The organism is Pedobacter sp. BAL39 (assembly GCF_000170795.1).
Taxonomy (GTDB): Bacteria; Bacteroidota; Bacteroidia; order Sphingobacteriales; family Sphingobacteriaceae; genus Pedobacter.
The window spans coordinates 41283-64948 of sequence record NZ_ABCM01000018.1; the positions used below are offsets into that span (position 1 = coordinate 41283).

At 43.8% G+C, this 23666-nt stretch carries 17 protein-coding genes; 11 read left to right on the forward strand and 6 right to left on the reverse strand.

Annotated features, from left to right (window positions below; translation table 11 throughout):
- The 4 genes from PBAL39_RS19340 to PBAL39_RS19355 form a co-directional block, all read right to left on the reverse strand.
- Entirely contained in the window at positions 1-3225 is a 3225-nt protein-coding gene (locus PBAL39_RS19340) for a SusC/RagA family TonB-linked outer membrane protein (protein ID WP_008244704.1), read from the reverse strand.
- A 311-nt stretch (positions 3226-3536) separates the two neighbouring features.
- Positions 3537-4730, reverse strand: coding sequence for a FecR family protein (locus PBAL39_RS19345; RefSeq protein ID WP_008244705.1), 1194 nt, complete (start codon positions 4728-4730; stop codon positions 3537-3539).
- Positions 4731-4824: 94 nt separating this feature from the next.
- The gene (locus PBAL39_RS19350; RefSeq protein WP_008244706.1) at positions 4825-5424 is read right to left on the reverse strand and encodes an RNA polymerase sigma factor; all 600 of its coding nucleotides are present in this window, start codon (positions 5422-5424) and stop codon (positions 4825-4827) included.
- A gap of 340 nt (positions 5425-5764) precedes the next feature.
- Entirely contained in the window at positions 5765-6109 is a 345-nt protein-coding gene (locus tag PBAL39_RS19355; RefSeq protein ID WP_008244708.1) for a helix-turn-helix domain-containing protein, read from the reverse strand.
- 153 nt (positions 6110-6262) lie between these two features.
- Here PBAL39_RS19355 and PBAL39_RS19360 point away from each other — a divergent pair, with 153 nt between their 5' ends.
- The gene (locus PBAL39_RS19360) at positions 6263-7375 is read left to right on the forward strand and encodes an alkene reductase (RefSeq protein ID WP_039867160.1); all 1113 of its coding nucleotides are present in this window, start codon (positions 6263-6265) and stop codon (positions 7373-7375) included.
- 322 nt (positions 7376-7697) lie between these two features.
- On the opposite strand, the gene PBAL39_RS25930 is transcribed toward PBAL39_RS19360, so the two are convergent.
- The gene (locus tag PBAL39_RS25930; RefSeq protein WP_157274115.1) at positions 7698-7799 is read right to left on the reverse strand and encodes a tautomerase family protein; all 102 of its coding nucleotides are present in this window, start codon (positions 7797-7799) and stop codon (positions 7698-7700) included.
- 1705 nt (positions 7800-9504) lie between these two features.
- Entirely contained in the window at positions 9505-9750 is a 246-nt protein-coding gene (locus PBAL39_RS19365) for a hypothetical protein (protein ID WP_008244712.1), read from the reverse strand.
- Positions 9751-9844: 94 nt separating this feature from the next.
- Here PBAL39_RS19365 and PBAL39_RS19370 point away from each other — a divergent pair, with 94 nt between their 5' ends.
- From PBAL39_RS19370 to PBAL39_RS19415, 10 genes are all read left to right on the forward strand, one after another.
- Positions 9845-10561 carry a DUF92 domain-containing protein gene (locus PBAL39_RS19370; protein ID WP_008244714.1) on the forward strand — a complete coding sequence of 239 codons (717 nt, stop codon included), beginning with the start codon at positions 9845-9847 and terminating at the stop codon, positions 10559-10561.
- A gap of 133 nt (positions 10562-10694) precedes the next feature.
- Positions 10695-11285, forward strand: coding sequence for a GDSL-type esterase/lipase family protein (locus tag PBAL39_RS19375; RefSeq protein WP_008244715.1), 591 nt, complete (start codon positions 10695-10697; stop codon positions 11283-11285).
- A gap of 68 nt (positions 11286-11353) precedes the next feature.
- The gene (locus PBAL39_RS19380) at positions 11354-12082 is read left to right on the forward strand and encodes an esterase family protein (RefSeq protein ID WP_039867161.1); all 729 of its coding nucleotides are present in this window, start codon (positions 11354-11356) and stop codon (positions 12080-12082) included.
- A 525-nt stretch (positions 12083-12607) separates the two neighbouring features.
- The gene (locus tag PBAL39_RS19385; RefSeq protein WP_008244717.1) at positions 12608-16198 is read left to right on the forward strand and encodes a glycoside hydrolase family 2 TIM barrel-domain containing protein; all 3591 of its coding nucleotides are present in this window, start codon (positions 12608-12610) and stop codon (positions 16196-16198) included.
- A gap of 222 nt (positions 16199-16420) precedes the next feature.
- The gene (locus tag PBAL39_RS19390; protein WP_008244718.1) at positions 16421-17200 is read left to right on the forward strand and encodes a hypothetical protein; all 780 of its coding nucleotides are present in this window, start codon (positions 16421-16423) and stop codon (positions 17198-17200) included.
- A 144-nt stretch (positions 17201-17344) separates the two neighbouring features.
- Positions 17345-17794, forward strand: coding sequence for a DinB family protein (locus tag PBAL39_RS19395; RefSeq protein WP_008244719.1), 450 nt, complete (start codon positions 17345-17347; stop codon positions 17792-17794).
- A 102-nt stretch (positions 17795-17896) separates the two neighbouring features.
- Complete coding sequence (locus PBAL39_RS19400; protein ID WP_008244720.1) at positions 17897-18469, forward strand: RNA polymerase sigma factor; 573 nt, start codon at positions 17897-17899, stop codon at positions 18467-18469.
- Between the two features lie 88 nt (positions 18470-18557).
- Positions 18558-19091 carry an RNA polymerase sigma factor gene (locus PBAL39_RS19405; protein WP_008244721.1) on the forward strand — a complete coding sequence of 178 codons (534 nt, stop codon included), beginning with the start codon at positions 18558-18560 and terminating at the stop codon, positions 19089-19091.
- A 42-nt stretch (positions 19092-19133) separates the two neighbouring features.
- The gene (locus PBAL39_RS19410; RefSeq protein ID WP_008244723.1) at positions 19134-20276 is read left to right on the forward strand and encodes a FecR family protein; all 1143 of its coding nucleotides are present in this window, start codon (positions 19134-19136) and stop codon (positions 20274-20276) included.
- Between the two features lie 74 nt (positions 20277-20350).
- The gene (locus tag PBAL39_RS19415; RefSeq protein ID WP_008244724.1) at positions 20351-23662 is read left to right on the forward strand and encodes a TonB-dependent receptor; all 3312 of its coding nucleotides are present in this window, start codon (positions 20351-20353) and stop codon (positions 23660-23662) included.
- Positions 23663-23666: the final 4 nt, after the last annotated feature.

Sequence of the window (23666 nt, forward strand, 5' to 3'; positions counted from 1 at the left end):
TTAAAATCTTGCATTCAGACCGAACGTATATTCTCTTGCAAACGGATTGTCTGTGCCACGTTCAATTGCAATGGTGCTGAAGTTGGCAAGGTTATTTGTCGTTGCACTAACGGTCAGGTTCTGGAAGCCCAACCTCTTAACCAATGGCGTTTTGAACTGATAGCTTAAATTAACTGAACTGAGCTGAATGTTGTTGTCGCGCTGCACAAATCTTGAAGTAAGTTGTGTTGGTATTGGTGTACCGGAAGTGATCCTTTTGTAAGGACTTACACTACCAGGTCCGGTCCAGCCCAGGTCATAAGCTCGTCTGTCTACATTATGGCGCGCATCAACAGCTTCCACCCGGTTTAACAGTGTACTGTTGTACAGATCAGCACCATAATTATAATTGATGCTAAAGTTTAAGGCAAAACCTTCGTATAGGAAATTTGAAATTACAGCTCCCGTCCACTTGGGACGGTTATCACCAACATAGGTCTTATCATTAACATCCCAGACAAAAGTTGGCGTACCATCTGATTTAAGGTATACTTCCTGACCAGTAACCGGATCAATACCCAATGACCTGACCGCATAAATAGCCGTCGTTGATCTGCCTTCAATAAACTGTGCATTTTCAGCAGTCTGATTCGGGTTATTGGTATTTAGTGCAGCATTGAAGGCTTTCAATTTCTCAGAAATTTCTTTTAACACAGATTTATTAGTGGCTGCGTTCGCAGAAACATTCCATTTTAAACCCTTACGAGGTTGAGACAGTATGGTATAACCCAGGTCGAGCTGCAATCCCCTGTTCTGGATTTTACCTAAATTTTCAGTATACGATGGAAAACCTGTACTAGGCGCCAGCGATACCGTAGTGAGGGCATTCTGGGTAACTTCATTATAAAATTCAGCATTGAAGGTCAAACGGTTGTCCAGAAATGCTGAAGCAATACCAATGTTCGATTTCAATACTTGTTGCCAGCTTAAATTCGGGTTTCCAAGTCCACCAGGGAAAGCACCCACTTCGCCAAAATAGCCAGTCGACGTGCCCAGGTTGTACCTGAATTGTGCTGCATAAGGACTTTGTACAGATGTACCTGTAGATCCATAACTTCCACGAATTCTCAACAGGTTGACTGCTTTGCTATCCTTCAGGAATGCTTCATTATTCACGTTCCATCCTAAACCAGCAGACCAGAAATTACCAAATTTGTTGTTTTCTCCATAAGCCGAAGATCCGTCTCTGGTATAGGTTAAATCAGTAAAGTACCGGTTATCATAAGAGTAGTTCGCGCTTCCCGTATAGGAAAGATTGTTAATTGTACTTTCTGACCCCGTAGGCCTGCTGTTTGCGTACTGTGCAGCAAACAGGAGGTTATCTAAACGATCGAATGGAAAACCCTGGGTAGCAACGGCGTAGGAATTAAGGCCTGCGCTGGCGAGTCTGGCTTGTGCAAATACAGTAATACCATGCATTCCAAAATTTTTATTGTAGTTTACGGATCCGGTACCGTCCATTACAAAAGTAGTACTGTTGTCGATGGAATAGGTACCCCTTGCACTTAAATCTGAGACGCCATTGAACCGGCTATCGAGAGCCGAGTAGAAATTATCTACAGTCCCGTTCACTTTTGTAATGCCCAGGGCACCGTTGAACCATAAAGACTTATTGGCATCGTAACGTATCGAGGTATTGTTCCTTAAATTGAAATTCTTATTTCTATTGTCAATGGTATTGTAGGTAATATCCATCAATGGGTTTAATACAACGGAACCCGCTACACCGAAGCCCAGATTGATGTTCTCCAGGTATTTGTTGACATTCCCATTTTCATCGTAAGGTTTCCAGTATGGGTTCAGATCCAGGTACTCACTAAATGAACCGTAAGGTGAATCGTTGGAATTTACCTGCGTTGCTATGGTGTTATTTCGGAATGTCAGTTTATTCGTTCTATAACTCAACATAAAACTTCCCGAATAATTTTTCCTGTCCTGTCCCTTCATTACCCCCTGTAACAGATTACTGCTAAAGATAAGGTTAAAGTTTAGCGACTGGTCACCTCCGCGCAAAGACAGATTTGTCCTGTTGTTGATCCCAGTTTGAACAGGAATAGCTTTCCAATCTGTATTTACACCGCTCAGCACCGCTTTATACCGTTCAGAATTGATATAATCCCCTCTATAGCTGTCAACAAGTCCTACACGACGCTCAAAATCCAGTTTTTCTGTTGCATTCAGCATATTGTAAACAGACAAGTCAGGAGCTGATAAAGTAAAATTGTTGGTTATTGAAACTTCAACTTTTCCAATTGGTGGAAGGATCGTGGTTACCACCCAAACACCATTACCTCCACGGGAGCCATACATGGCGGTGGCCGAAGCATCCTTTAGTAAAGTTACGGAAGCAATTTGATTCATGTCTAAGTCCACGATCGCCTGTAAGGAAACCTGGAATCCATCAAGAATGAACAATGGTGTATTGGGGTTTCCAATAAGTTCAGATCCTAAGGTTGGGTAAGATGTCTGCCCACGCATGGTCACTTCCGGAAGTGCGTTGATGTTTCCTCCTATTTTGTTATTGGGGATTATTCTGAAAGACGGATCAAGGGCAGCAACGGCGGCAAACACATTCACCGGGTTCACTGCCTTCAGCTCAGCGGCAGTCATGGTTTTGGCTGCACCGGTATAGGTACTGAGCTTCCTGTCCACCATACCCGTGATCACCGTCTCATTCAATGAGAGCTGATCCTCGTCCATGTAAATGGAATAGTTGGAATTGGGTGAGATAGGTACATCGACAGTCTTATAACCTATAAACCTGAATTCTAAAGATTCAGCACCTTTCGAAATGCTGATGGTAAATTTTCCATTTTTATCTGTCTGGACCGCAGACTTTGTTCCCTTGATAGACACCGTAACGCCTGGAATGGGTTTGCGGTCTTTGGCATCACCTACAAAACCGGAAATAATTTCCTGACTGACCTGTGTGCCTGCTTTGACGACGACCGTTTTGTTGCGGATAATAAAATCCAGGTTCTGCCCGGCAAAAATCTGGTTAAGAACAGCTGGTAGTTCCGCATCCTTAACGTTGATGGTTACGGGAGACGAATTTTCCAACAAATTGTCCGTATAAAAAAAGTTGTAACCTGTCTGTTGGTTCAGTTCTTTAAAGACAGATCGGAGTGAAGCACTTGACTTGGTTAAAGTCACTTTTTGGGCAAGGCTCGACGCACTTACCTGCATAAAGCATGCTATTATTATTACGATGGTTAAGCGCATAGTGATCAATAATTTTAGGTACAGCCGCTTAGGCATACCAAATTTCCTTGATTTTTGATACATTAGTAGTTGGTTTGGTTAAGCAGTCTCTTTTGCGTTGGACCGTACAGAGCACTGCGGTTATCACTTTGATTTTTAATTGAAATGTTCCAAACTTTTACCAGGTTCTGATGGCTAATCGGAGCCTGGTTTCGTTTAAACATTTTTGGCTAGTGTAGTTTTCTTCTCATGTGGTTTAGTTCAAGATTAGTATTCTGTTAATTATTATTTAGGTATTATTTTGATACATATACAGTTCTTCCCTTAATATCAAAGCGGGCTTCTCCCGTTGATTCTACGATTTCAAGGACTTTGGACAATTTATCAAACCGTGACACTTTACCACTGAACCGCTGGGTGGTCTTCTCGCCGATGTAAACAACCTCGACGTTATACCAACGACTGATCATTTTCATGATCGTTTCAATGTTTTCACTATCTACTACAAATTCATTATTTGTCCAGGCAACAGCGAGGTCGGTATCAGTTTCATTGACCTGTATTTTACCTTCATGCAGCTTAGCTTGCTGCCCGGGTTTTAATACTTTGGAATTACCGGATGCAGATAATTTAACGCTTCCTTCCAGCAACGTAGTTTTTTCTACTGCGTCATCAGCATAACTGCTGATGTTAAAGTGTGTGCCCAAAACTTCTATTTCCTGTTTGTTTGTCTTCACAATGAATGGGTGCAGCTTATCTTTCGCTACTTCAAAATATCCTTCGCCGATCAGCTTAACCACACGTTTTCCATCTTGCATCAGCGCAGCGGTATAGGTAAGGGTTGAAGCTGCATTTAGATAGACCAGTGAACCATCAGGCAAACGTACCTGGTAAGTCTCCCCCCGGGCGGTAGACAAGGTATTCAAAGCATTCGGATCGGAAACACTTTCATCAACTTCATACACCAGTCTGTCATCACCGGATTTAGTGATGGTCAGTCCCGCTTCCCTGCCAATTACGCCTTTCGAAGCATTTGCCAGGCTGATCTTCCTGCCATTTGCCAGGGTAAGTGTGGCACCAAAATCACCGGGTTTAACATCATATACCACAATTGGGGCAACAGGGGCAACTTTTTCCGATGGGCTATTGAAAAAATAAATGCCTGTGAATGCCAGGGCCAAAACAGCAGCAACACCAGCAATTCGTAACCAGAGTTTAAATGTTTTATTTCTTCTGGTGTGTATAACCTCAATGGCGTCTTTAATCTGAAAAAACAAATCGTGGTCAACTTTTGCCAGCACTTCATCAATGGAGGCGTTAGTTGCGTAACTTTCGTCCTCGATTTCTAGAACATCGGTGATGATGGCTTTCAATGCTTCCTGATCTTCATCAAGTTGAAAGTAATCCATCAGACACTGTGTTTCCTCCAGGGTAGCGGTGTTGTCGAGGTATTTTTTGAAGAGAATATGGAGTTGGTCAGCTGGTTTCAAGGTTCAATTTTACAGCTAATACGGAGCTGAGCAAAAATATCCTTAGCCGGTTAATAAAAAATTAACAATTAATTTCCAAAAATGCCGATCAGGATCAAAAGCCTTTGAATAAAACACCCAAAACTACCGAAATGGTAAGCGCAGAAGAATCTCGAAAATGAGCTTTCAGAAATCTATTGGCTTGCAGCATGTGGCTACTAATTGTTTTTGCATTTATGCCCATAATCTCCTCTACTTGCTTATAGGATTTGCCCTCTAATTTACAGAGTGTAAATACCATTTTGCGCTGAGGTGGCATAAGGTTTATGGCTTCCTGCAATTTTTGAGCATCTTCTTTACTGAGCATATCTTCTTCAATATGAAGATAAAGCTCTGAACTCGACGCAACGATTTTATTCAATAACCGTTTATCTTTTGCAACTTTCCGAAAGTAATCATGTACCAGATTCTCGGCTATACGAAACAGATAAGATTTAAAAGACTTCTCTGTATCAATATGTGTCCGTGATTCCCATATTTTAAAGAAAAGCTCCTGCAGGATCTCTTTTACCAAGTCGTCAGATTTGAGCAATTTGAACAAATTTCCGGCGATTCGGAATTTGTAGTTATTGTACAGGATTTCAAATGAACGCTCATCACCGTTTTTCAATTGAACTAGTAAAGATTTCTCATCGGTATGATTGATGTTGACCATTTGCCTTACAAAGATACATTAACTTTAAAAAGAAAAGATAGTAATAATTGCTAACAAACGCACGGTATTATTCAGCATCCAATCTATTTCTGATGTTGCGATGTTCTGCACATCCTGCTCTGCCTTGATGTAGTTTCGCTGAATCATACCCGAATCTACGTGCTGTTTAGCAATCTTTTTACTTAAAATTCAATCAATGAATTATACATAAAAATATGTCCAACTAAATACAACATTTTTAGATATCGTGCAGTTCAATGGTTGGGCATGATTGGACGGTTCTGTGACGGCTATCCTACCAGATGATAAAAAAGCAAAGATTATCAATAATAGCATCAGCTTACTGCTTGAATATCTGCTGCCGGTGATTCAATCCCCATTTGTAAAGACTATTTACAATCTGTTTTAAGCTTTTTGCATACGGTGTTACAGAGTATTCGATTCTTACTGGATAATCGTCAAAAACAGTTCGTTTGATCAACTGATGCTGTTCCAATTCTTTTAATTCCTTGGCAAGCACTTTAGGCGTTATTTTAAGTACTGAGGCTTCTATCTCTTTAAATCTTTTATTTCCGTCTAAAAGGGCGACTATGATTAGTATTTTCCATTTGCCGCTAATCACATCAAGTGTGTCCCGTATAGCAAGCATTTGATGCATGCAATCTTGTGAATTGTCCTTTTTCATCTATGTAATTTACTTTCCTTAAGGAAATCGCTTCCCTTTGGAAAGCGAATTTAAATAACTTTGTTTCCGTTTCCAAGACATAAATAAACAATCGTATTGCTGTCCAAAAGCAAGATAAACTGTTAAATACTCACATTAATATAAACGAACAGAATGAATTCAAGTCCACTATTTTCCCCATTTCATAATCAAAACTTAAGTTTAAAAAACAGGTTTGTTATGGCTCCCATGACCCGATGCAGGACCGGGAGAACAGGTGTTCCTACCGCTATGAACGCCGAGTACTATGCACAGCGCGCTTCAGCTGGATTAATTATTAGCGAAGCAACAAATGTTTCACCTGAAGCATTAGGGTTCGCCTTTACACCCGGTATTTACAATGATGAACAAGAAGGCGGCTGGAGACAGGTAACTGATGCGGTTCACGCGGCCGGTGGCAAAATATTTTGTCAGCTATGGCACGTTGGTCGAATATCACATTCTTCCATGCAGCCGAACGGAATGCTGCCAGTTGCTCCTTCGGCTGTCAAGCCGGACGCACGGTGCTTTACTGAGAATGGCTTCAAATCGTGTGCCACACCCCGGGCTTTAGAATTAGAGGAAATTCCGGGACTAATCGAGCAGTTCTTTCATGCTACGAAAAGAGCAAGGCAGGCCGGTTTCGACGGAGTGGAAATCTTGGCGGGAGGCGGGTACCTTATCGATCAATTTCTTAAAGACAAGACGAACCGACGAACTGATGATTATGGTGGTTCCATTCCGAATAGATCACGGTTTTTAATAGAAGTTGTCGAAGCTGCAATAAAGGCTTGGAGCCCCGATCATATAGGCGTTCGTATCTCACCGGTTGGAACTGTTAACGATATTGACGACAGTAATCCAGAGGAGTTATTTTCGCATGTAGCGGAGCAGCTTAGCGCCTATGAACTAGCGTACCTACATGTTATGGAGAATACTGTACCCGGCTCACCACGGGAGGATACTTATGATCTTTTAATGGAAAAGCTTCGAAAGCTCTACAAAGGTGTCTATATAGGAAACAGCGGGTATGATCTGAAATTGGCGATAAACAGACAACAGGATAATCTCGCAGATCTGATTGCATTTGGCCGGCCATTCATTGCTAATCCGGATTTGGTACAACGCTTCAAAATTGGTGCAGCTCTTAATGAACCGGACAACTCAACATTCTATGATGGGGGAGGGTCGGTTGGCTATACCGATTACCCGTTTCTCCCAAATGATTCTGTATGGTCTACCGGATAACGTCATTGTTTTCTGCGGTGCTTGCCATATAGATGCTTATCTATCTCTTGGATACAATAGCATTTAATTTCGGAGCATATAATTCCAAATATTCGCGAAAACCTTTGGCATCAATATATTTGTGTACACGATGTTATAGGCAGCTATAGGTGGTTTTTGATCAGCGGCGCAGCTGGATGGATTAAGGAACAGGACATGAGGTGTTTGTCACTGCCTATTATCGCCTAATCGCAGAAGTTGCAAACCAAGAACATGATTAAGGAGACGAAAACACTAAATCTGTGGGTCAATTGACCCACAGATTTAGTGTAATACAAACTATTTATTTTATAGAAAATTCTCTCAGCTCCGTCAATTCTATGGCTAATTCTTTTTTATTTTCTTCCGTCACTCCCGGATACATTTTAACTTGTATATGTGGCATACGTATAAAAAATTAATGTAAAAGGTTTTTCTTGAATTCGTTGGGACTCGGTGATAAAAATTGTTTTTCCCATTTTTCTAATATGTTTTAGATTCAAAATTAGACAAAGTGGACACCAGCTGACTGATACAGATGTAGGAATCTCTTATACCTTTTTACGGAAGGGGGGACAGACATTCAGGCTAATCTTTACTATGGGGAAATACATCAGTATCATTTAAAACTTATTTAATGGGCAGCTGTACCGTACTTTCCAATTCGTTTTTAAATAGCCTGTGTTTTTTTTGGTTGGTGCCTTTGGATAGCAGCTTCACTGCAGTGGCAAATTGTTGGATAACTCACGTAGTTAAACGAGTTTCGGAACCGCAAAGGATAAATGTTGGTTTTGCCTTAAATAACTTGGTAAACGATAAGGATCTTTTTCTGGAAAATCTTATCAATGAATTATACACAAAAACATACACAACAAAACACAAAATTCATGAAAAATAGGGGTAATTTTTATTTAGTTAGAAACGGGAACGATTTAAAACCGTGTTTAAAGTACAGATAGGCTAGAAAAAAAGAAAGGGTTGCTCCATCCAGACACATCCCTATTCTAACCAAATATAAACCTGTATGAACGGGTTTTCTCTTTAGGTTCTCCTGTAGCGAGCCCAGATCAGATGATCCTTTACTCAAGCTAAACAGCGAACAATTATTTCAATCTCTCAATCAGGCAATGTTAGCTTAACATTTGCGTAACATTATCGCCTTTTGTTGAAACAAATATAGTAAATATTTTAGAGTGTACAAAATACACTATGCTTTTTTTTCTTAATCCAAGTAAGACGACGCTATTAAGCCATTAAAATGGCTTGTAGATATCATGAATGGTGATTTTGCTAATGTAATTTTAATGTCATAGGTGTTTTTTATGCCAATTCGTGTATAAAATGTACAATCAAATGCTAAAATTGTATAATATAAAAATGTCAATATTTGATTTTATGGTTTTATTTCTCAGGCAACTTGCAGATCAAAGACATGTAATGTGTGTGTTTTATAATTTTTCTACTAAAAATGGTTGGTATTTTGTGTTTTTCCGTGCTAAAAGATCGTTTGTTAGCTTTTATTTTAGTTTTTAAATGTGAATTATCGGCTTTAATGCCTTTTGATTCACCCAAATTGATGGCTCTTTAAAGTTGCAACGGGGGATTTTTAAATTATTTATACCCAGTCTGAACTACATAATTTAAGGTTGACAGGAAAATAAAAGCACATATTCTTGTATGTTTGCCTGACCAATCAGATTAAGTATGAAAAATTTGAGTTATCCATTATTAATCGTTCTGTTTTCCAGTGCCATCATGTTTAAAGTGTTTGGGTTGATCTGCGGAATCATGAACGATAATCTTTTTGAAATTAAGACTTGCTTTTTAAAGTAGTTTGTCAGTCAATTCCAGACTGCCTATTATTTTTGACACTAATGTCTTTTTATCAGGAAAGTATTGTCAGGAAAAAAGGATAGCAGATTTTAAAAATACGTTTTAGTACAACTGAATAGACCTTCTTGATAAACGTTTAAGATACGGTTATAACCAGAACCAGCTGTGATTAGGGGATCACAGCTGGTCTTTTGGCAATCTAATATAGGGGGAGATATTATTCTGCGCCGTATCGCCCAATAATCCTGCCATAGATGCAGGAATGGCAATAAAAAGTATTATTTCTGAGTGTTTTCCAGGTAGGTGCTGAGCAGATTTTTAAGATAGATATCAGGTTTAGGCATGGTGATCACTGTACCGGGTTCCTTGTCCTGCGATTGTTTAAGGTAGTTTGCTTTGATCTTTCCCCAGTCTCTTGAATATAACTGGATAAAAGTTTCTACAAACTGTTCTCCCGTGTAGTCTTTTGGAAGCTTACTCAACACTGCTTCAATTTTCTCTTCTTTTCTATGTAATACTGCCATGATGTTTTTTTAATTTTTCAAAGTTACAAATTTTAACGTCTCCTTTGCTGCCGAAGACCTGAAAACAGGCTGACATTAGCTATATTCGCTTTATATGCCGCATGTAAACCTCTATTTTCTTCCCGTACTGCTGTTGCTGATTGCCGTAATGGTATTTTGTATGCGGGCCAGAAAGCTGACGATCACAGCGGGTATTGCTGCATTGTTTTTGGGTGCCCTGGTTTATTTGGCTGCCAGGGAGCGAGGGTTGATCCTGCTGTTCACCTTTTTCATTTTGAGCGTGCTGGCTACGGCTCATGGAAAACGCAGGAAGGCCGGGACAGACTCCGTAGCCAGGCATCCTGAAGGACGGGATGTATGGCAGGTATTGGCCAATGGCGGCATGAGTGGGTTACTTGCTGTCGCCATACTCATCGATCCGCTCCATCAATCTTTGTATCTCCTGATGATGGCGGCGAGTCTGGCTGCAGCATTGTCGGACACCCTTTCCTCGGAACTTGGAACGGTGTATGGCCGTGGCTTTTACCACATCCTGAACTTCAGGAAAGACTTCAAAGGACTGGATGGTGTGGTCAGTATCGAGGGTACGCTGATTGGCGCTATTGCCGCGGGGTTGATGGGCTTGATTTATGGAGGATGGAGCAGACTCAGTATGTATGTTGCAGTGGCCGGCATCCTGGGGAACCTTATGGATTCTGTGCTTGGTGCCGCATTCGAAAGGCGTCAATACATTGGGAACAATACCGTCAATTTTCTAAATACGCTGTTTGCGGCGCTGGTTGCGCTATGTGGTATGCTTTTTTTAAGTTAACTTGTCTTTTTTGCTGCGTTAAATTTGTGTTATTGAATTTTTGCTTTCAGCCCGTCTGCAATTGAAAACTTAATATAAAGATTTGTCGCTCCTTTTATTCATCTGATTATCTTTATGGTCAAGATCGGTAAAGATGTATTGGTACGAAGACGAGGTAAAAAGGTTGGAGCGTGAGTGTTCTTATACAGGTCATGAGCCTGATGTGATTTTCTATGGTAGCTCTTCGATCCGGCTTTGGGATCAGCTGCATGATGACTTTGCAGGACTTAAAGTGGTGAATCTCGGTTTTGGAGGTTCTACGCTGGCGGCTTGCGTATGGTTTTTTGAGCGCATTATGATGCATTATGAACCAAAGGCACTCGTGGTTTATGCCGGCGACAATGACCTTGGGGATGGCAGGAACCCGGAGGAGATCTTTATTTTCTTCCAGCACCTTATGGTGAAGGCAGCGGCAAGGTATGGCGACCGGATTCCCTGTTATTTTGTTTCCCTGAAGCCAAGCTCCAGTCGCTGGCACATGGCAGATAGTTTCCGTTATACCAACAACCTCATTGAAAGTGAAATCATCAAGCTGAGTGGCAACTGGACATTTATTGATGTATTCAAAAAGATGCTCGATAAATCAGGACATCCTCAAAAGGAACTGTATGCCCAGGATGAGCTGCACCTTAGCAGGGAAGGTTATTTGTTGTGGAAGGAAGTCATTCGGCATGCAATAGGTTAATCATTACCACGAATTAACAATTATCTAACATATAAGGCTGATCTTCCACAAGATAACCATCGGGCAGCATGAACAGAGAATACCACAAGTGGTTTAGTCATCGGTTAAACCGGGATATGGAGCTTTTAATTTTTGGCCATGGCGGAAGGGTCATATTGTTCTTTCCGACCAGGATGGCCAGGTTTTACGATTATGAAAATTGGGGCATCATTGCTGCTATGCAAGCTCAGATCGACAGGGGGGAGGTTCAGCTCTTTTGTGTCGACAGCATTGATGGAGAGAGTTTTTATAATCCGCATCTGCATCCTGCAGCGCGTATGGAAAGGCACCTGCAATATGAGCGTTATATCCTGGAGGAGGTGATTCCCCTGATGCATCAAAAAAATAACAGTGGATGGCATCAGGTGGCGGGTTGCAGTATGGGCGCTTACCATGCCATGAACCTCGCCATGAAATATCCCTGGTTGTTTAAAAAGGCTGTAGGCATCAGCGGACGCTACGACCTCACTTCCAGTCCGGGGCATTTTAAAGACCTGTTTGATGGCTATCACAACGAAGATGTGTATTTTAATATGCCCGGTCAGTACATCTCCAACTTGTCTGATCCTTACCTTCTTGACGCCGTAAGACAGATGGAAATTATTATTGCCATCGGCGAAGCGGATCCATTTCTGGCGGGCAATAAGGAATTCAGCAATGTGCTCTGGGAGAAAAATATTCCCAATCAGCTTTATCTGTGGCAGGACGATGCACATCGCGCAAAATACTGGCGCCAGATGGTGCCCTTGTATTTGTGACAATTGGAATGGGGCACATACCGTCGTCATCTATATTAAGTTCTGTTACTGTTTACGTTTGATAGGTGATTCAGAGGGTTTTTCCAGAGGGTTGCTAGGGCCTTGATACAGCAGATTGATGTATCAACACCGTATAAATTATGGAGCATCGTTGTCTTAATATGAGGCTTATCCAAAACCAATATACTATGAAGACAGGCCGGGAGCTGAAGGTTTTAAATTAAAATCGGGTGATGCAATGACTCATTCATTGCTGAACAAATATTCACAAAGGAATTGTATTTTCAAAATTATTCATTGTGGCTTATAAAATAGCGGAAGATTTAATTTGATCAGTTCTTTTTGAATGGTTTTTTCTTGTAAAGTGACCGTCATCACTTGTTAATTTTGGTGTTGTAACTGTAATTATGACGTTTTAAGTGTGAAAAACCGCTAATCTGCTGAGTGCTATGATATAAATATTCTTTTTTGTGCTCAAAATATCACCAATATGCTATTTTTGGAGCGACACAAAAACCATAACGAATGAAATTGAAATTTTTATTAACGCTTACAGCAGCGATGCTGTTCTTTTGCCGGACGGGGTGGGCACAAACTTTTGCTCCCGACCTCTACTACAAGATTGTTAACGATAAGGGTATGGCCATCGATAATGGCAATACCGGTGAAAATGATGCGCTGTTGATGCTTACAGCGAATGTAAAGGAAAACCTTGGGCAGGTGTGGACCATATTGCCGGCCAAAGACGGAACTTTTACCATTACAAGCTCGAAGTATAAGAGCAGCATAGACAATGGCAACAGGCCTGACGATGAGATGACGCTGATGCTGCAGTGGACAGCCAGTAAGGAGAATCCCAATCAGCAGTTTCTCATTAGCCCGGCGGCTGATGGTACCTTCTATATCACCAACCGCAGGAAAGACAAAGCATTCGACTACCGCAATGATGGGAAGCTCATCTATACTAAAGCAGATCCTGAGCGTGTGCAGCAGCAATGGAGGATTGTGGAGGTGAAGGTTAAAATTCCTAAAGACAAAAAGGTTGTCAGCAAAAATGTATGGGAGAACGAGCAGATCTTTGGCATCAATAAAGAAGCTGGTCGCGCTACTTTTATCCCATTTGCTTCAAAAAAAGAAATGATGAAGGATGAGTACTTCAAATCTCCATGGCTGTATCCGCATTCTTCGAGGTATCAGTTGCTGAATGGACAGTGGAAATTCAACTGGTCTAAGCAGCCTCAGGATCGTCCTGAAGATTTCTATAAACCAGGTTATGATGTTTCCTCCTGGAAAGAAATTCCGGTGCCTTCCAATTGGGAGATGCTGGGTTATGGTACACCTATCTATACGAATATTACCTATCCTTTTAAAAATAACCCTCCTTTCATTCAGCCTGTCAAAGGGTATACGGTAGAAAATGAACCTAATGCCGTTGGATCGTACAGAAGAGAATTTACAATTCCCGATGACTGGAAGGATAAAGCCATTACACTGCATTTTGATGGTGCTTACAGCGGACTTTTTGTGTATGTAAACGGCAAAAAGGTCGGCTATAGCCAGGGTGCCAACAACGTGGCAGAATTTGACATCACCAAATATGTTAAAAGTGGTGTAAACACCTTGGCTTGCGAAGTTTATCGCTGGACAGATGGCAGTTATATTGAAGATCAGGATATGTTCCGTCTGAGTGGTATCCATCGCGATGTTTACCTGCTGGCTACACCAAAAGCACATTTACAGGATTTTTATGTTTCTGCTGATTTCAGTGGTGATGATTACGGCAAAGCCAACTTTAAGCTAGATGCCACTATGCGCAACCTGGGGAAATCCGGACCTGCTGCGGGATCGTTACAAGTAAGCCTGCTGGATGCCCAGGGACAACCTTTACTGGAAATGAAAAAAGCAGTGGATGGCATCCGTGGCGGGCAACAGCAGCAGCTGAACCTTTCCGCAATGGTGACCAAACCTTTGCTCTGGACTGCAGAAACACCAAATCTTTACACTGTGGTACTGGAATGGAAGGATGCTGCAGGAAATACCTTGGAAGCAACCAGTACGAAGTTTGGTTTCCGCAAGATAGAGATCAAAAACAAAGTGGCTTACATCAACGGAGAAAAGGTATTGTTCAAGGGCGTAAACAGACATGACATCCATCCGGTACTTGGTAAGGCCGTTCCGGTGGAGTCGATGATCAGGGACATCACCCTGATGAAGCAGCACAACCTGAACACCGTACGTACCAGCCACTATCCAAACGATCCGAAGATGTACGCCCTTTATGATTATTACGGATTGTACATTATGGATGAGGCCGACCTGGAATGTCATGGTAACCATAGCCTTTCAAATAACCCGGACTGGCTGCCGGCAATGATTGACCGCCAGGAGCGTCTGATCAGTCGCGATAAAAACCACCCATCGGTGGTCTTCTGGTCTTTCGGTAATGAATCCGGTGGTGGTGATAACTTTATCGCCATTGCAAAAAGGGTGAAAGAACTGGATGGCAGTCGCCCGACTCATTACGAGGGCAGGAGCGAGGTTGCCGATATGGACTCGCACATGTACCCTTCCATTGATGGCATGGCCAGGATGGACCGCAGAAATAGCGACAGACCATATTTCCTATGTGAGTATGCGCACTCCATGGGCAATGCCCTGGGCAACTTTGTCGAGTATTGGGATTATATTGAGAATAAATCGCAAAGAATGATTGGCGGCTGTGTGTGGGATTGGATTGACCAGTCGCTGGTCAAACCGGGAGAATCACCGACTGCATTTTACTATGGCGGCAGCTTTGGCGAAACGCCAAATGACGGCGACTTCAGCAATGACGGTCTGGTGACACCTGACCGCAATGTGACGCCGAAATTACTGGAAGTCAAACGTGTGCTTCAGTATGTGAAGTTCATTCCGGAAGATTTGACACAAGGGAAAATCAAAGTGATCAACAGGTACGATTTCCTCAACCTGAATACTTTTGGCCTGAGCTGGAAGCTGTTGAAAAACGGTCTTGCGGCGGATTCAGGAAAGATAGAGCTGGCTAGTGTATTGCCAAACGATTCTTTATTACTGAATGTTCCCGTTGGAAAACTGCAGCCTGGAAATGAATATTTTCTGAACCTCACAGCTACGCTGAAAAACGGAGAAAGCTGGGCAAATGCGGGCCATGTAGTTGCAGAAGCACAGTTTGCATTGACGCCACGCGTTTATCCGGCAGCCCCTGTGGCTGTCGCTGCAGAAGCGAAAAAGAAAAAAGCAAAAGCTGCCGCCAGTACATTGAAACTGAATGAGCAAGGGAATGTTGTGGAGATCAAGGGGGATGGTTTTGACGTTCATTTTGACCGTAACAGCGGCAAAATGATTTCCTTAAAATATGACGGTACAGAGGTGCTTCATGAGCAGTCCGGCCCGGAGTTCAACTGGTACCGTTCGATTAACAATGATGTTAGGGAATTTATAGAGACCAAAACCACATTGAATAACTTCAGCTACAAAACTGCAGATGGTGGTTACTTTGTTGATGTGGATCAGTCTATACGTTTTGATGCACAGCAAACGACTTACCCGCTGCACATCACTTATTTCGTGCAGGCAAACGGCGCCGTTGATGTAAAAACAGTATTCCGTCAGAAATCTGGTAAATATGAGGTGCCGAGACTGGGCTTGACCATGAAGGTATCACCTTCACTGGAGCAAACGGACTATTACGGCAAAGGTCCTTTTGAAAATTATTCCGATCGCAAAGTTGCAGCAGATTATGGTGTGTACCACACCACCGCCAAAGATATGGAAGTGGCTTATGTGCGCTCGCAGACCATGGGCAACCGTGAGGATGTACGTTGGTTAAGCCTGACCGATGGACGGCATAAAGGGCTGAAGGTAGTGGCATTGGACCGTCTGAGCTTTAGTGCACTTCACTTTAGCGACAGGCAGCTTTGGGACAATAAATACCATGCTTACTTTGATGAGTTGCGTAAGCCTGAAATTTACCTGAACCTGGATGCGGTACAACGCGGACTGGGGAATGCGAGCTGTGGCCCGGGTCCTCTACCTCAATACGAAATTCCATTAAACCAGGATCAGTCGTTTGAGTTTAGGCTTGAGCCGTCCAGATAGGGGATGAACAGGTATCTGCCCTTTCCGGCAGATACCGGACTGAATTTCTAAAATCATCATAAAAACAGCCTTCGGACAGCAGCTCCGGAGGCTGTTTTCTTTTGATCTCTGAAATAGAGGAATACTGCGTTAAAATTAGTCCTTCGATTGTATTTTATCGTTTACAGAAGGGTTTCCAGGCTTTGTTTTGTGTATTATTGATTACACACAAATGTAAACGATATGAAAAAATTACTCATCATCGCAATGGCTTGCTATGGCCTTAGCGCAACTGCCCAGCTGCAGGAATCAAAAAACTTTTTATACCTCTATTCCGACTCTGTTATTTATGCAGACAGGATCCGGATGCGAATGGATTTGTCTGACAGACTGCAGGTCAGAGCGGACTCCAGGCGTGTGCCTCTGGGTCAGGTGAAGTTCATCAACAATCAGGACGGATTTTTTGCCAACACTAGAAAGCTAGGGTCCAGTCGCTACGACGGTCTGGCGGAGAAAGTAATTGAGGGGCGCATGAATCTTTTTCAGGACATCTCTTTCGGTGAGCTCTATCGGGACCAATTCTGGCCGGAAGCAGAATTCAGGCGCCGGTCGGGATATCGGTCGACATATTCCAGTGCACAATCGATCACCGGTACAATGTATTATAATAAGGGATACGGTGATCTTAAGAAAGTGAAATATATCAATCTTAAAAATGACATGTCTGACGACAAGGAGAGCCTTGATCTACTTGAAGGATATAGGAAGAGCATGAGAACCACCAAGGTGTTGTATGTTGCTGCTGGTGTTTCACTGTTGGCATCAACAGTGGCTTTTTTTGTTGATGTAAATAAGGTCAATGAACCTACCGGACCATTTGGGTTCCGGGAGCCAAGAGGAGGCAATATGACGGGAGCTTTCGCGCTGATGGGGGTAGGTGCAGGTTTTGCATTTGGCGGGGTGCTTAAACATCTGTCGACAGCCAGGAAGCTGGAAGCTGCGATAGACCATTATAACAGGTAATAACAGCTCCACATCAGGGGTGCAGGGCAGATTTAATTAACTGCGGTTCAGTTGATCAGATGGACATCCTGAATTGCAATGAAATAGATTGAAGATTATGATTAATTTGGCAACAGATTTTTCTGTTCCTAATAAAATGATCCGATGTTAAAAAAGCTCTGCACCTATAATAACTGGGCCAATGCCTTAGTATTTGATGCCCTAACCAAGCACCAGGCGCTACTGCCTGAGACCTGTGTGCGTATATTCTGCCATATTGTGAATGCGCAGTCCATCTGGTTGAGCAGGATCAGTGGCATTCAGCCGAACCGTGGCGTATGGGAGTTAGCCGAGTTATCGGATTGTGGACAGTATCTCGAAGAAAGTGCAGCGGGGCTGACCGCTTATCTCAAAGCAACAGACCTGAGTAATGTTCAGCCGATCCGTTATACAAATACCCAGGGCATCGCTTATGAAGATGGTAACCTGGATATACTGACGCATATTTTCAATCACGGCACGTATCACCGGGCACAGATTGCCACGCTATTCAGGCAGGCAGGAATCAACCCTTTGAATACCGACTACATTCAGTTTGTAAGGCTTCCGGTTTAAGCGGAGCGGCTTGTTCTCAAATTAATTTCATAGTCATTGAGAACCTGGCGGGCAGCAGTACATCGTATTTTGAGAATAACGACGAGGCACTAACGCTACAACATGAATAATAGATATCTAACGGAAGAACAACTGGTGATGGCCTTAAAGCGCCATGACATTAAGGCGGTTGCCTATATTTATGAGCACTACTGTGATTCGATCTATGGTGTGCTGCTGAGCATACTCAAAGATCCTGATTTGAGCAACGATGCCTTTCAGGAGGTGGTATTCAAGATCTGGAATGCTGCCAGTAGATATGATGCATCCCGGGGACGCCTGTTTACCTGGATGATCAACATTGCCCGAAACTATGCCGTTGACCGGCTACGCTCAAGACATTTGAAAAATCACGGGAGAAACAACCGCCTGGACGACTGCTTTCATGAGGTAGATCATAGCCATCAGGTAAATTACAATGTTGACGTGATTGGAATCCGGAACCTGGTGCTCCGGTTAAAGCCTGATTTGCAGACTGCAATAGACCTGGTTTACTTTAAAGGGTATAGTCATGTGGAGGCTGCTGAGTTTTTAGGGCTTCCGTTAGGCACGCTGAAGACCCGCGTCAGGACGGCGATGATGACCTTGAAAAGGTGTTATACCTATGAATGTCCGGCGACAACACATCCTGACTGAACAGGTCTTCCAGCAGCACACCGGTAATTTTACATTTGGCTTTTAAGGAGTTATCCCATATATTTATTCTTCACATTAATTTTGTTTAATGGGGCATGACGACCAAATATTACTGGATGAGCTAAAAAGCGGAAATCAATCTGCTTATGAACTTGTGTTCAAAAAGTACTATAAAATGCTGGTTGCCAAGGCCTATTTCATTCTTGAAGATGAGATGGAGGCCGAAGATCTGGTGCAGAACCTGTTTGTGACCATCTGGCAAAAATCCCATTTCCTATCTGTAAAAACTACCATTAAAGCTTACCTGTTCGGAGCGGTGCACAACCAATGCATGATGTATATCCGCGATAAAAAGGTATCTGACCGGCGACTGAATGCGTATACCGATACGCTTGCGGTGGAGGAAGAACAGCAAGAGGCAGAGCCGGACTATGCAGGGCAGCTCGACCTGATATTCAATGACCTTCCAGTGCAGCGACAGCGGGTGTTTAAACTCGTATATATGGACAATAAAAAATACAAGGAGGCTGCAGAGGAGATGGGTTTGTCCGTCAATTCCATAAAGACCCACCTTAAGCTTGCCGTGAAGGCGCTCAGACATAAATTAATTAAAGTAAAATGAATCGTTCACCCGATTTCCTATTACTGACTCTAATAGATAACGATGACAGATCATAAGGAATACATAGCGGCGCTGTTATTTGAGAAGATTGCCGGCACGATCAGTGAGGACGATGACCTTATTGTCGAGGATGCTATTTTAAGAGATGCAGAGGTGAGGGCACAGTGGCAGGTCTTGCAGCAAAAGATGTCAAGTCCTGCTGCGGAGGCATTTCTGTCCGGTATTAATGCGGATGCAGCATGGCTGCAGACCTCGGGACGTATGGCCGAACCATCGCTACAGCCTGTTGTCCGTCGATCCCGGTATTGGCAGCTGGCGGGTGTCGCCGCCATTCTGGCGTTAACGCTACCATTGGCCTGGTATTTTATCTCTCTGCGGAACCGTGTTGAACCATCTGCAGCATTAAAGCTGGCTGCTTCCAACCAGATTTACCTGAAGAGTGATGACGGGCAGCTGATGGAGATCTCCGGAAACCAGCAATGGTCTGTCGGCGACGCAAAATTGAAGGCTACAGCTGACGAACTCAGCTACCAGACGAAAGCTGGAACAGCGGATGTCCGATCGGTGACATTGGTGGTTCCGGCAACGAAAGATTATAAGATCACCCTGTCGGACGGCACCAAAGTATGGATGAATGCCAGTTCAAGTCTGCGTTTTCCGCTGCATTTTGGCAAGCGACGGAGAGAGGTTCACCTGACAGGTGAAGCTTATTTCGAGGTTACAAAAAATAAGGAACAAGAGTTTGTCGTCCATACCGGTAGTGCCGATGTGCGTGTACATGGCACCTCATTTAATGTGAGTGCCTACGATACTGAGCAGTTTAGTGCGGCCCTGGTGGAGGGCTCGGTATCTGCCCTTAAAGATGGAAAACTGCTGAGGTTAAAGCCAGGAGAAAAGGCGGTGTTGACAAACGACGACCTGCACATGGAACATTTTGATGCACAGGAGGTACTGGCATGGATGCATGGAACTTATTTCTTCCACAACCAGGCGCTTTCGGATATCGCCCCGGTGATCAGTCGCTGGTTCGATGTAAAGGTTGCCTGGCAAAGTCCGTCCATTGCGCAGCAGACCTTTACCGGTGAGATTGACAGGCGCTTGCCGCTGGCGGTGGTGCTGAGCAATCTGCAGTTGTCGTCGGGCATAAAAGCAGAACTAAAAAACGGGATACTTACTTTTAAATAATTTTTTAAAAAAGCGTTCACCCATTTTTGTCTTTGTTGCATCTTCTAAGCAAACCATCTATAAACTTAGAATGTATGCTTAAAACCCTGACCAGATTTGGCCGGCTGATGCTACCGGTTATTTTCCTGCTGTGTACGCTGTCTCCGGCGTTTGCAGGAATGCAACCACTCCACAAGATCAGCATGAAAGGCAAGGACATCACACTTGCTGCCGTATTTAAGACCATCAAAAATCAAACAGGCCTGACCGTATTTTACAGCAATAAACTGCTCAATGACGCAGAAAGGATTTCTGTAGACTTTGACGAGGCAGAGCTTGCCGAAGTGCTGAGCTATGCGCTCAAAGGAAAAGACCTGGAATGGCTCCTGAAGGAGAAATACATCATCCTTCAGAAAGGGATCCCTGCGCCCAAAACAGAAAGCGCCAAGCCGAAAGGAAGCGGCGAGAGTGCCGTTCAGGACATCCGTGGTACAGTGACCGACAGTACCGGGGCTCCGCTTCCGGGTGTTGGCGTAAAAATAAAAGGAACGACCAAAGGAACGGTTACCGGTACGGATGGACGTTATGTTATTGAAGTTACTACCGGCGCGGTACTTGTATTTTCCTTTGTAGGTTATGTGAGTAAGGAAGTGACTATAGGTACACAAACTACCCTAAATATCGTCATGCAGCAGGAAGATGCCAACCTCACAGAAGTAGTGGTTGTCGGTTATGGCACCCAGAAGAAAGTAAACCTGACCGGCGCCGTCTCGCAGGTGACGGGGAAAGACCTTGCTGCAAGGCCGATGGGCCAGACTTCTGCAGCCTTGCAGGGGATGGCGCCCGGTGTGACCGTGAAACAGAGCTCGGGCAGACCTGGCGGTGATGCCGGAACCATCCGCATCCGCGGGATCGGTACCTTGAGTAGTGATGCTGCTGCAAATCCTTTGGTTATGATTGACGGTATTGAGGGTTCCATGAATAACATTGACCCCAATCTGATCGAATCTGTATCTATTCTGAAGGATGCCGCGTCTTCCTCGATTTATGGGTCCAGGGCAGCAAATGGGGTAATTTTGATTACCACCAAACGCGCCAATGCAGACCAGATCAGCATCTCGTACAACAATTACATCGGATGGCAGAGCGCTACCAATATGCCCAAGATGGTAAACGCCCTGGACTACATGCTGCTCATCAATGAAGCTTATGTAAATACCGGCAGGACGCCATTATATAGTCAGGGTCTGATTGATGATTACACCGCACAAGGAGGGAGGAACTCCGATCAGTTTCCCAATACCGACTGGCAGAAGGAGACGCTTACCGGTTCGGGACTGCAGCAGAGTCATTTTCTGAACATCCAGGGAGGAACCCAAAAAGTAAGGTTGCTGGGGTCCTTCGGTCTGTTTGATCAGAAAGGGATCATTGAGAATTCAGGCTTCAAGCGTTATACGATCCGCAACAATGCAGACATCACCTTTTCGGATAAACTGAAGGCAAGGATCGACCTCCAATATGTCAATGCCATTACCACAGAGCCTGGTGCTTCATCAGGTGCTATCTTCCAATGGATGAATGGCATTCCTGCCAATCAGATTGGTATCAATGAAAGCGGACAATGGGGGGTAGGCTGGAATGGCTCAAATCCTATTTCTGCAAGTAAGGATGGCGGCATCAATCGCACAAGAGCGCCGTTCGGGAGTATCAATGCTACGGTAATCTACAAACCTGTGGAATGGCTGGAAGCAGAGGCTGCCTATTCGCCTAAATATGCACTGTCTTCCACCAATAACTTCAGGAAGGCGATACAATCTTACCTGCCAAATGGTAGCCTGAGCTACCTTACACCTGCACTGACCGCCCTGCAGCAAGGTGAAGCGCATTCCTTTTTCAACAACATGCGGGCTACGGTAACAGCAACAAAGAATCTGGAATCACACACCTTTAAACTGCTCCTGGGTGGATCGCGTGAAGATCTTTATATGGAGTCCATCGGCGCTTACAGGGATACGTATATCCTCCCGCAATATCCCGTGCTGAATGGTGGATCTGCCATCAACCAGAAAGCTACGGGAACAGCTGAAGAATGGGCACTGCAATCTGCTTTCGCCAGGTTCAACTACAGCTTTAAAGGAAAATACTTATTGGAAATGAATGCCCGTTACGACGGTTCCTCACGTTTTTCTGAAGGCAACAAGTACGGATTTTTTCCTTCGGCATCTGCAGGGTGGAGAATCTCTGAAGAAGGGTTCATGACTGGCTTGAAAAAGACCATCAACGAGGCCAAGATCAGGGTGTCCTGGGGCAGACTGGGTAATCAGAATATAGGTACTTATCCATCGGTAACGATCCTGGCGCTCGAATCTACAGCCATGGGCAAACAAATTGTCAATACTGCTGCGCTGAATGCGATGGCAAATCCAAACATCTCCTGGGAAACGACGGAAGAGAAAAATATTGGCCTGGACCTTACACTCTTTAACAACCTGAGTATTACTGCCGACTATTACCGCCGTCGCACCAGGGACATCCTGTTACAGTTGGATGTCCCCCTGATTATTGGGCTGGAGAGACCTTTCCAGAATGCAGGAACAGTCGACAATAATGGCTGGGAGCTTGGGATGACTTACCGTGGGAATGTAAAGGATTTTAACTATAGTGTCAACCTGAATGTATCGGATGTAAAAAATACAGTGGTAGATACCAAGGGCATAAGCCTGCCGGGATTAACAGTTAATAAAGAAGGGTACGCCATTAACTCGATTTTCGGCTATCAGGCGGAAGGGTTGTTTGCCACCGATGCGGAAGTCGCGGCTCATGCAAAACAATTCGGTACCGTAAAAGCGGGTGACATCCGGTATAAAGATCAGAATGGCGACAACCTGATCAATGAGGCAGACAAGGTGATCATCGGGAGTACAGTACCGAGGTATACTTTTTCGTCCAACCTGTCTGGATCCTTCAAAGGATTCGATCTGTCGCTGCTGATTCAGGGTGTCGGTAAGGCTGATGGTTATCTGAACGGACCTGGTATTCTGCCCTTCAATGTAGGTGTGATCGGTGGCACCATCCGTGAGGACAACAAAGACAGATGGACACCTGAAAACCCAAATGCGAAGTACCCGCGACTGGCATTCGGGGAGTCTAATAATGAGCAGGTATCCAGTTATTTTCTTAAAGACGCTTCTTACCTGAGGATCAAAAATGTACAGATCGGCTATACCCTGCCCGCCGGAATTGCTAAAAAAGTGAAGCTCAACAGGCTGAGGGTTTTTGCCAATGGCTCTAACGTATCCACTTTTACCAACTTCTGGGATGGTTATGATGTAGAGACACCTGTAGGAAATGTCAATATCTATCCACAGGTGAAAGTGTACAGTTTCGGTTTAGACGCCACCTTTTAAACAT

Coding starts and splice junctions, on each gene's coding strand:
- PBAL39_RS19340 (WP_008244704.1), bottom strand. CDS start 3,225: ATGCAGGTAAGTGCGTCGAGCCTTGCCCAAAAAGTGACTTTAACCAAG.
- PBAL39_RS19350 (WP_008244706.1), bottom strand. CDS start 5,424: ATGGTCAACATCAATCATACCGATGAGAAATCTTTACTAGTTCAATTG.
- PBAL39_RS19355 (WP_008244708.1), bottom strand. CDS start 6,109: ATGAAAAAGGACAATTCACAAGATTGCATGCATCAAATGCTTGCTATA.
- PBAL39_RS19360 (WP_039867160.1), top strand. CDS start 6,263: ATGAATTCAAGTCCACTATTTTCCCCATTTCATAATCAAAACTTAAGT.
- PBAL39_RS25930 (WP_157274115.1), bottom strand. CDS start 7,799: ATGCCACATATACAAGTTAAAATGTATCCGGGAGTGACGGAAGAAAAT.
- PBAL39_RS19365 (WP_008244712.1), bottom strand. CDS start 9,750: ATGGCAGTATTACATAGAAAAGAAGAGAAAATTGAAGCAGTGTTGAGT.
- PBAL39_RS19370 (WP_008244714.1), top strand. CDS start 9,845: ATGCCGCATGTAAACCTCTATTTTCTTCCCGTACTGCTGTTGCTGATT.
- PBAL39_RS19375 (WP_008244715.1), top strand. CDS start 10,695: ATGTATTGGTACGAAGACGAGGTAAAAAGGTTGGAGCGTGAGTGTTCT.
- PBAL39_RS19380 (WP_039867161.1), top strand. CDS start 11,354: ATGAACAGAGAATACCACAAGTGGTTTAGTCATCGGTTAAACCGGGAT.
- PBAL39_RS19385 (WP_008244717.1), top strand. CDS start 12,608: ATGAAATTGAAATTTTTATTAACGCTTACAGCAGCGATGCTGTTCTTT.
- PBAL39_RS19390 (WP_008244718.1), top strand. CDS start 16,421: ATGAAAAAATTACTCATCATCGCAATGGCTTGCTATGGCCTTAGCGCA.
- PBAL39_RS19395 (WP_008244719.1), top strand. CDS start 17,345: ATGTTAAAAAAGCTCTGCACCTATAATAACTGGGCCAATGCCTTAGTA.
- PBAL39_RS19400 (WP_008244720.1), top strand. CDS start 17,897: ATGAATAATAGATATCTAACGGAAGAACAACTGGTGATGGCCTTAAAG.
- PBAL39_RS19405 (WP_008244721.1), top strand. CDS start 18,558: ATGGGGCATGACGACCAAATATTACTGGATGAGCTAAAAAGCGGAAAT.
- PBAL39_RS19410 (WP_008244723.1), top strand. CDS start 19,134: ATGACAGATCATAAGGAATACATAGCGGCGCTGTTATTTGAGAAGATT.
- PBAL39_RS19415 (WP_008244724.1), top strand. CDS start 20,351: ATGCTTAAAACCCTGACCAGATTTGGCCGGCTGATGCTACCGGTTATT.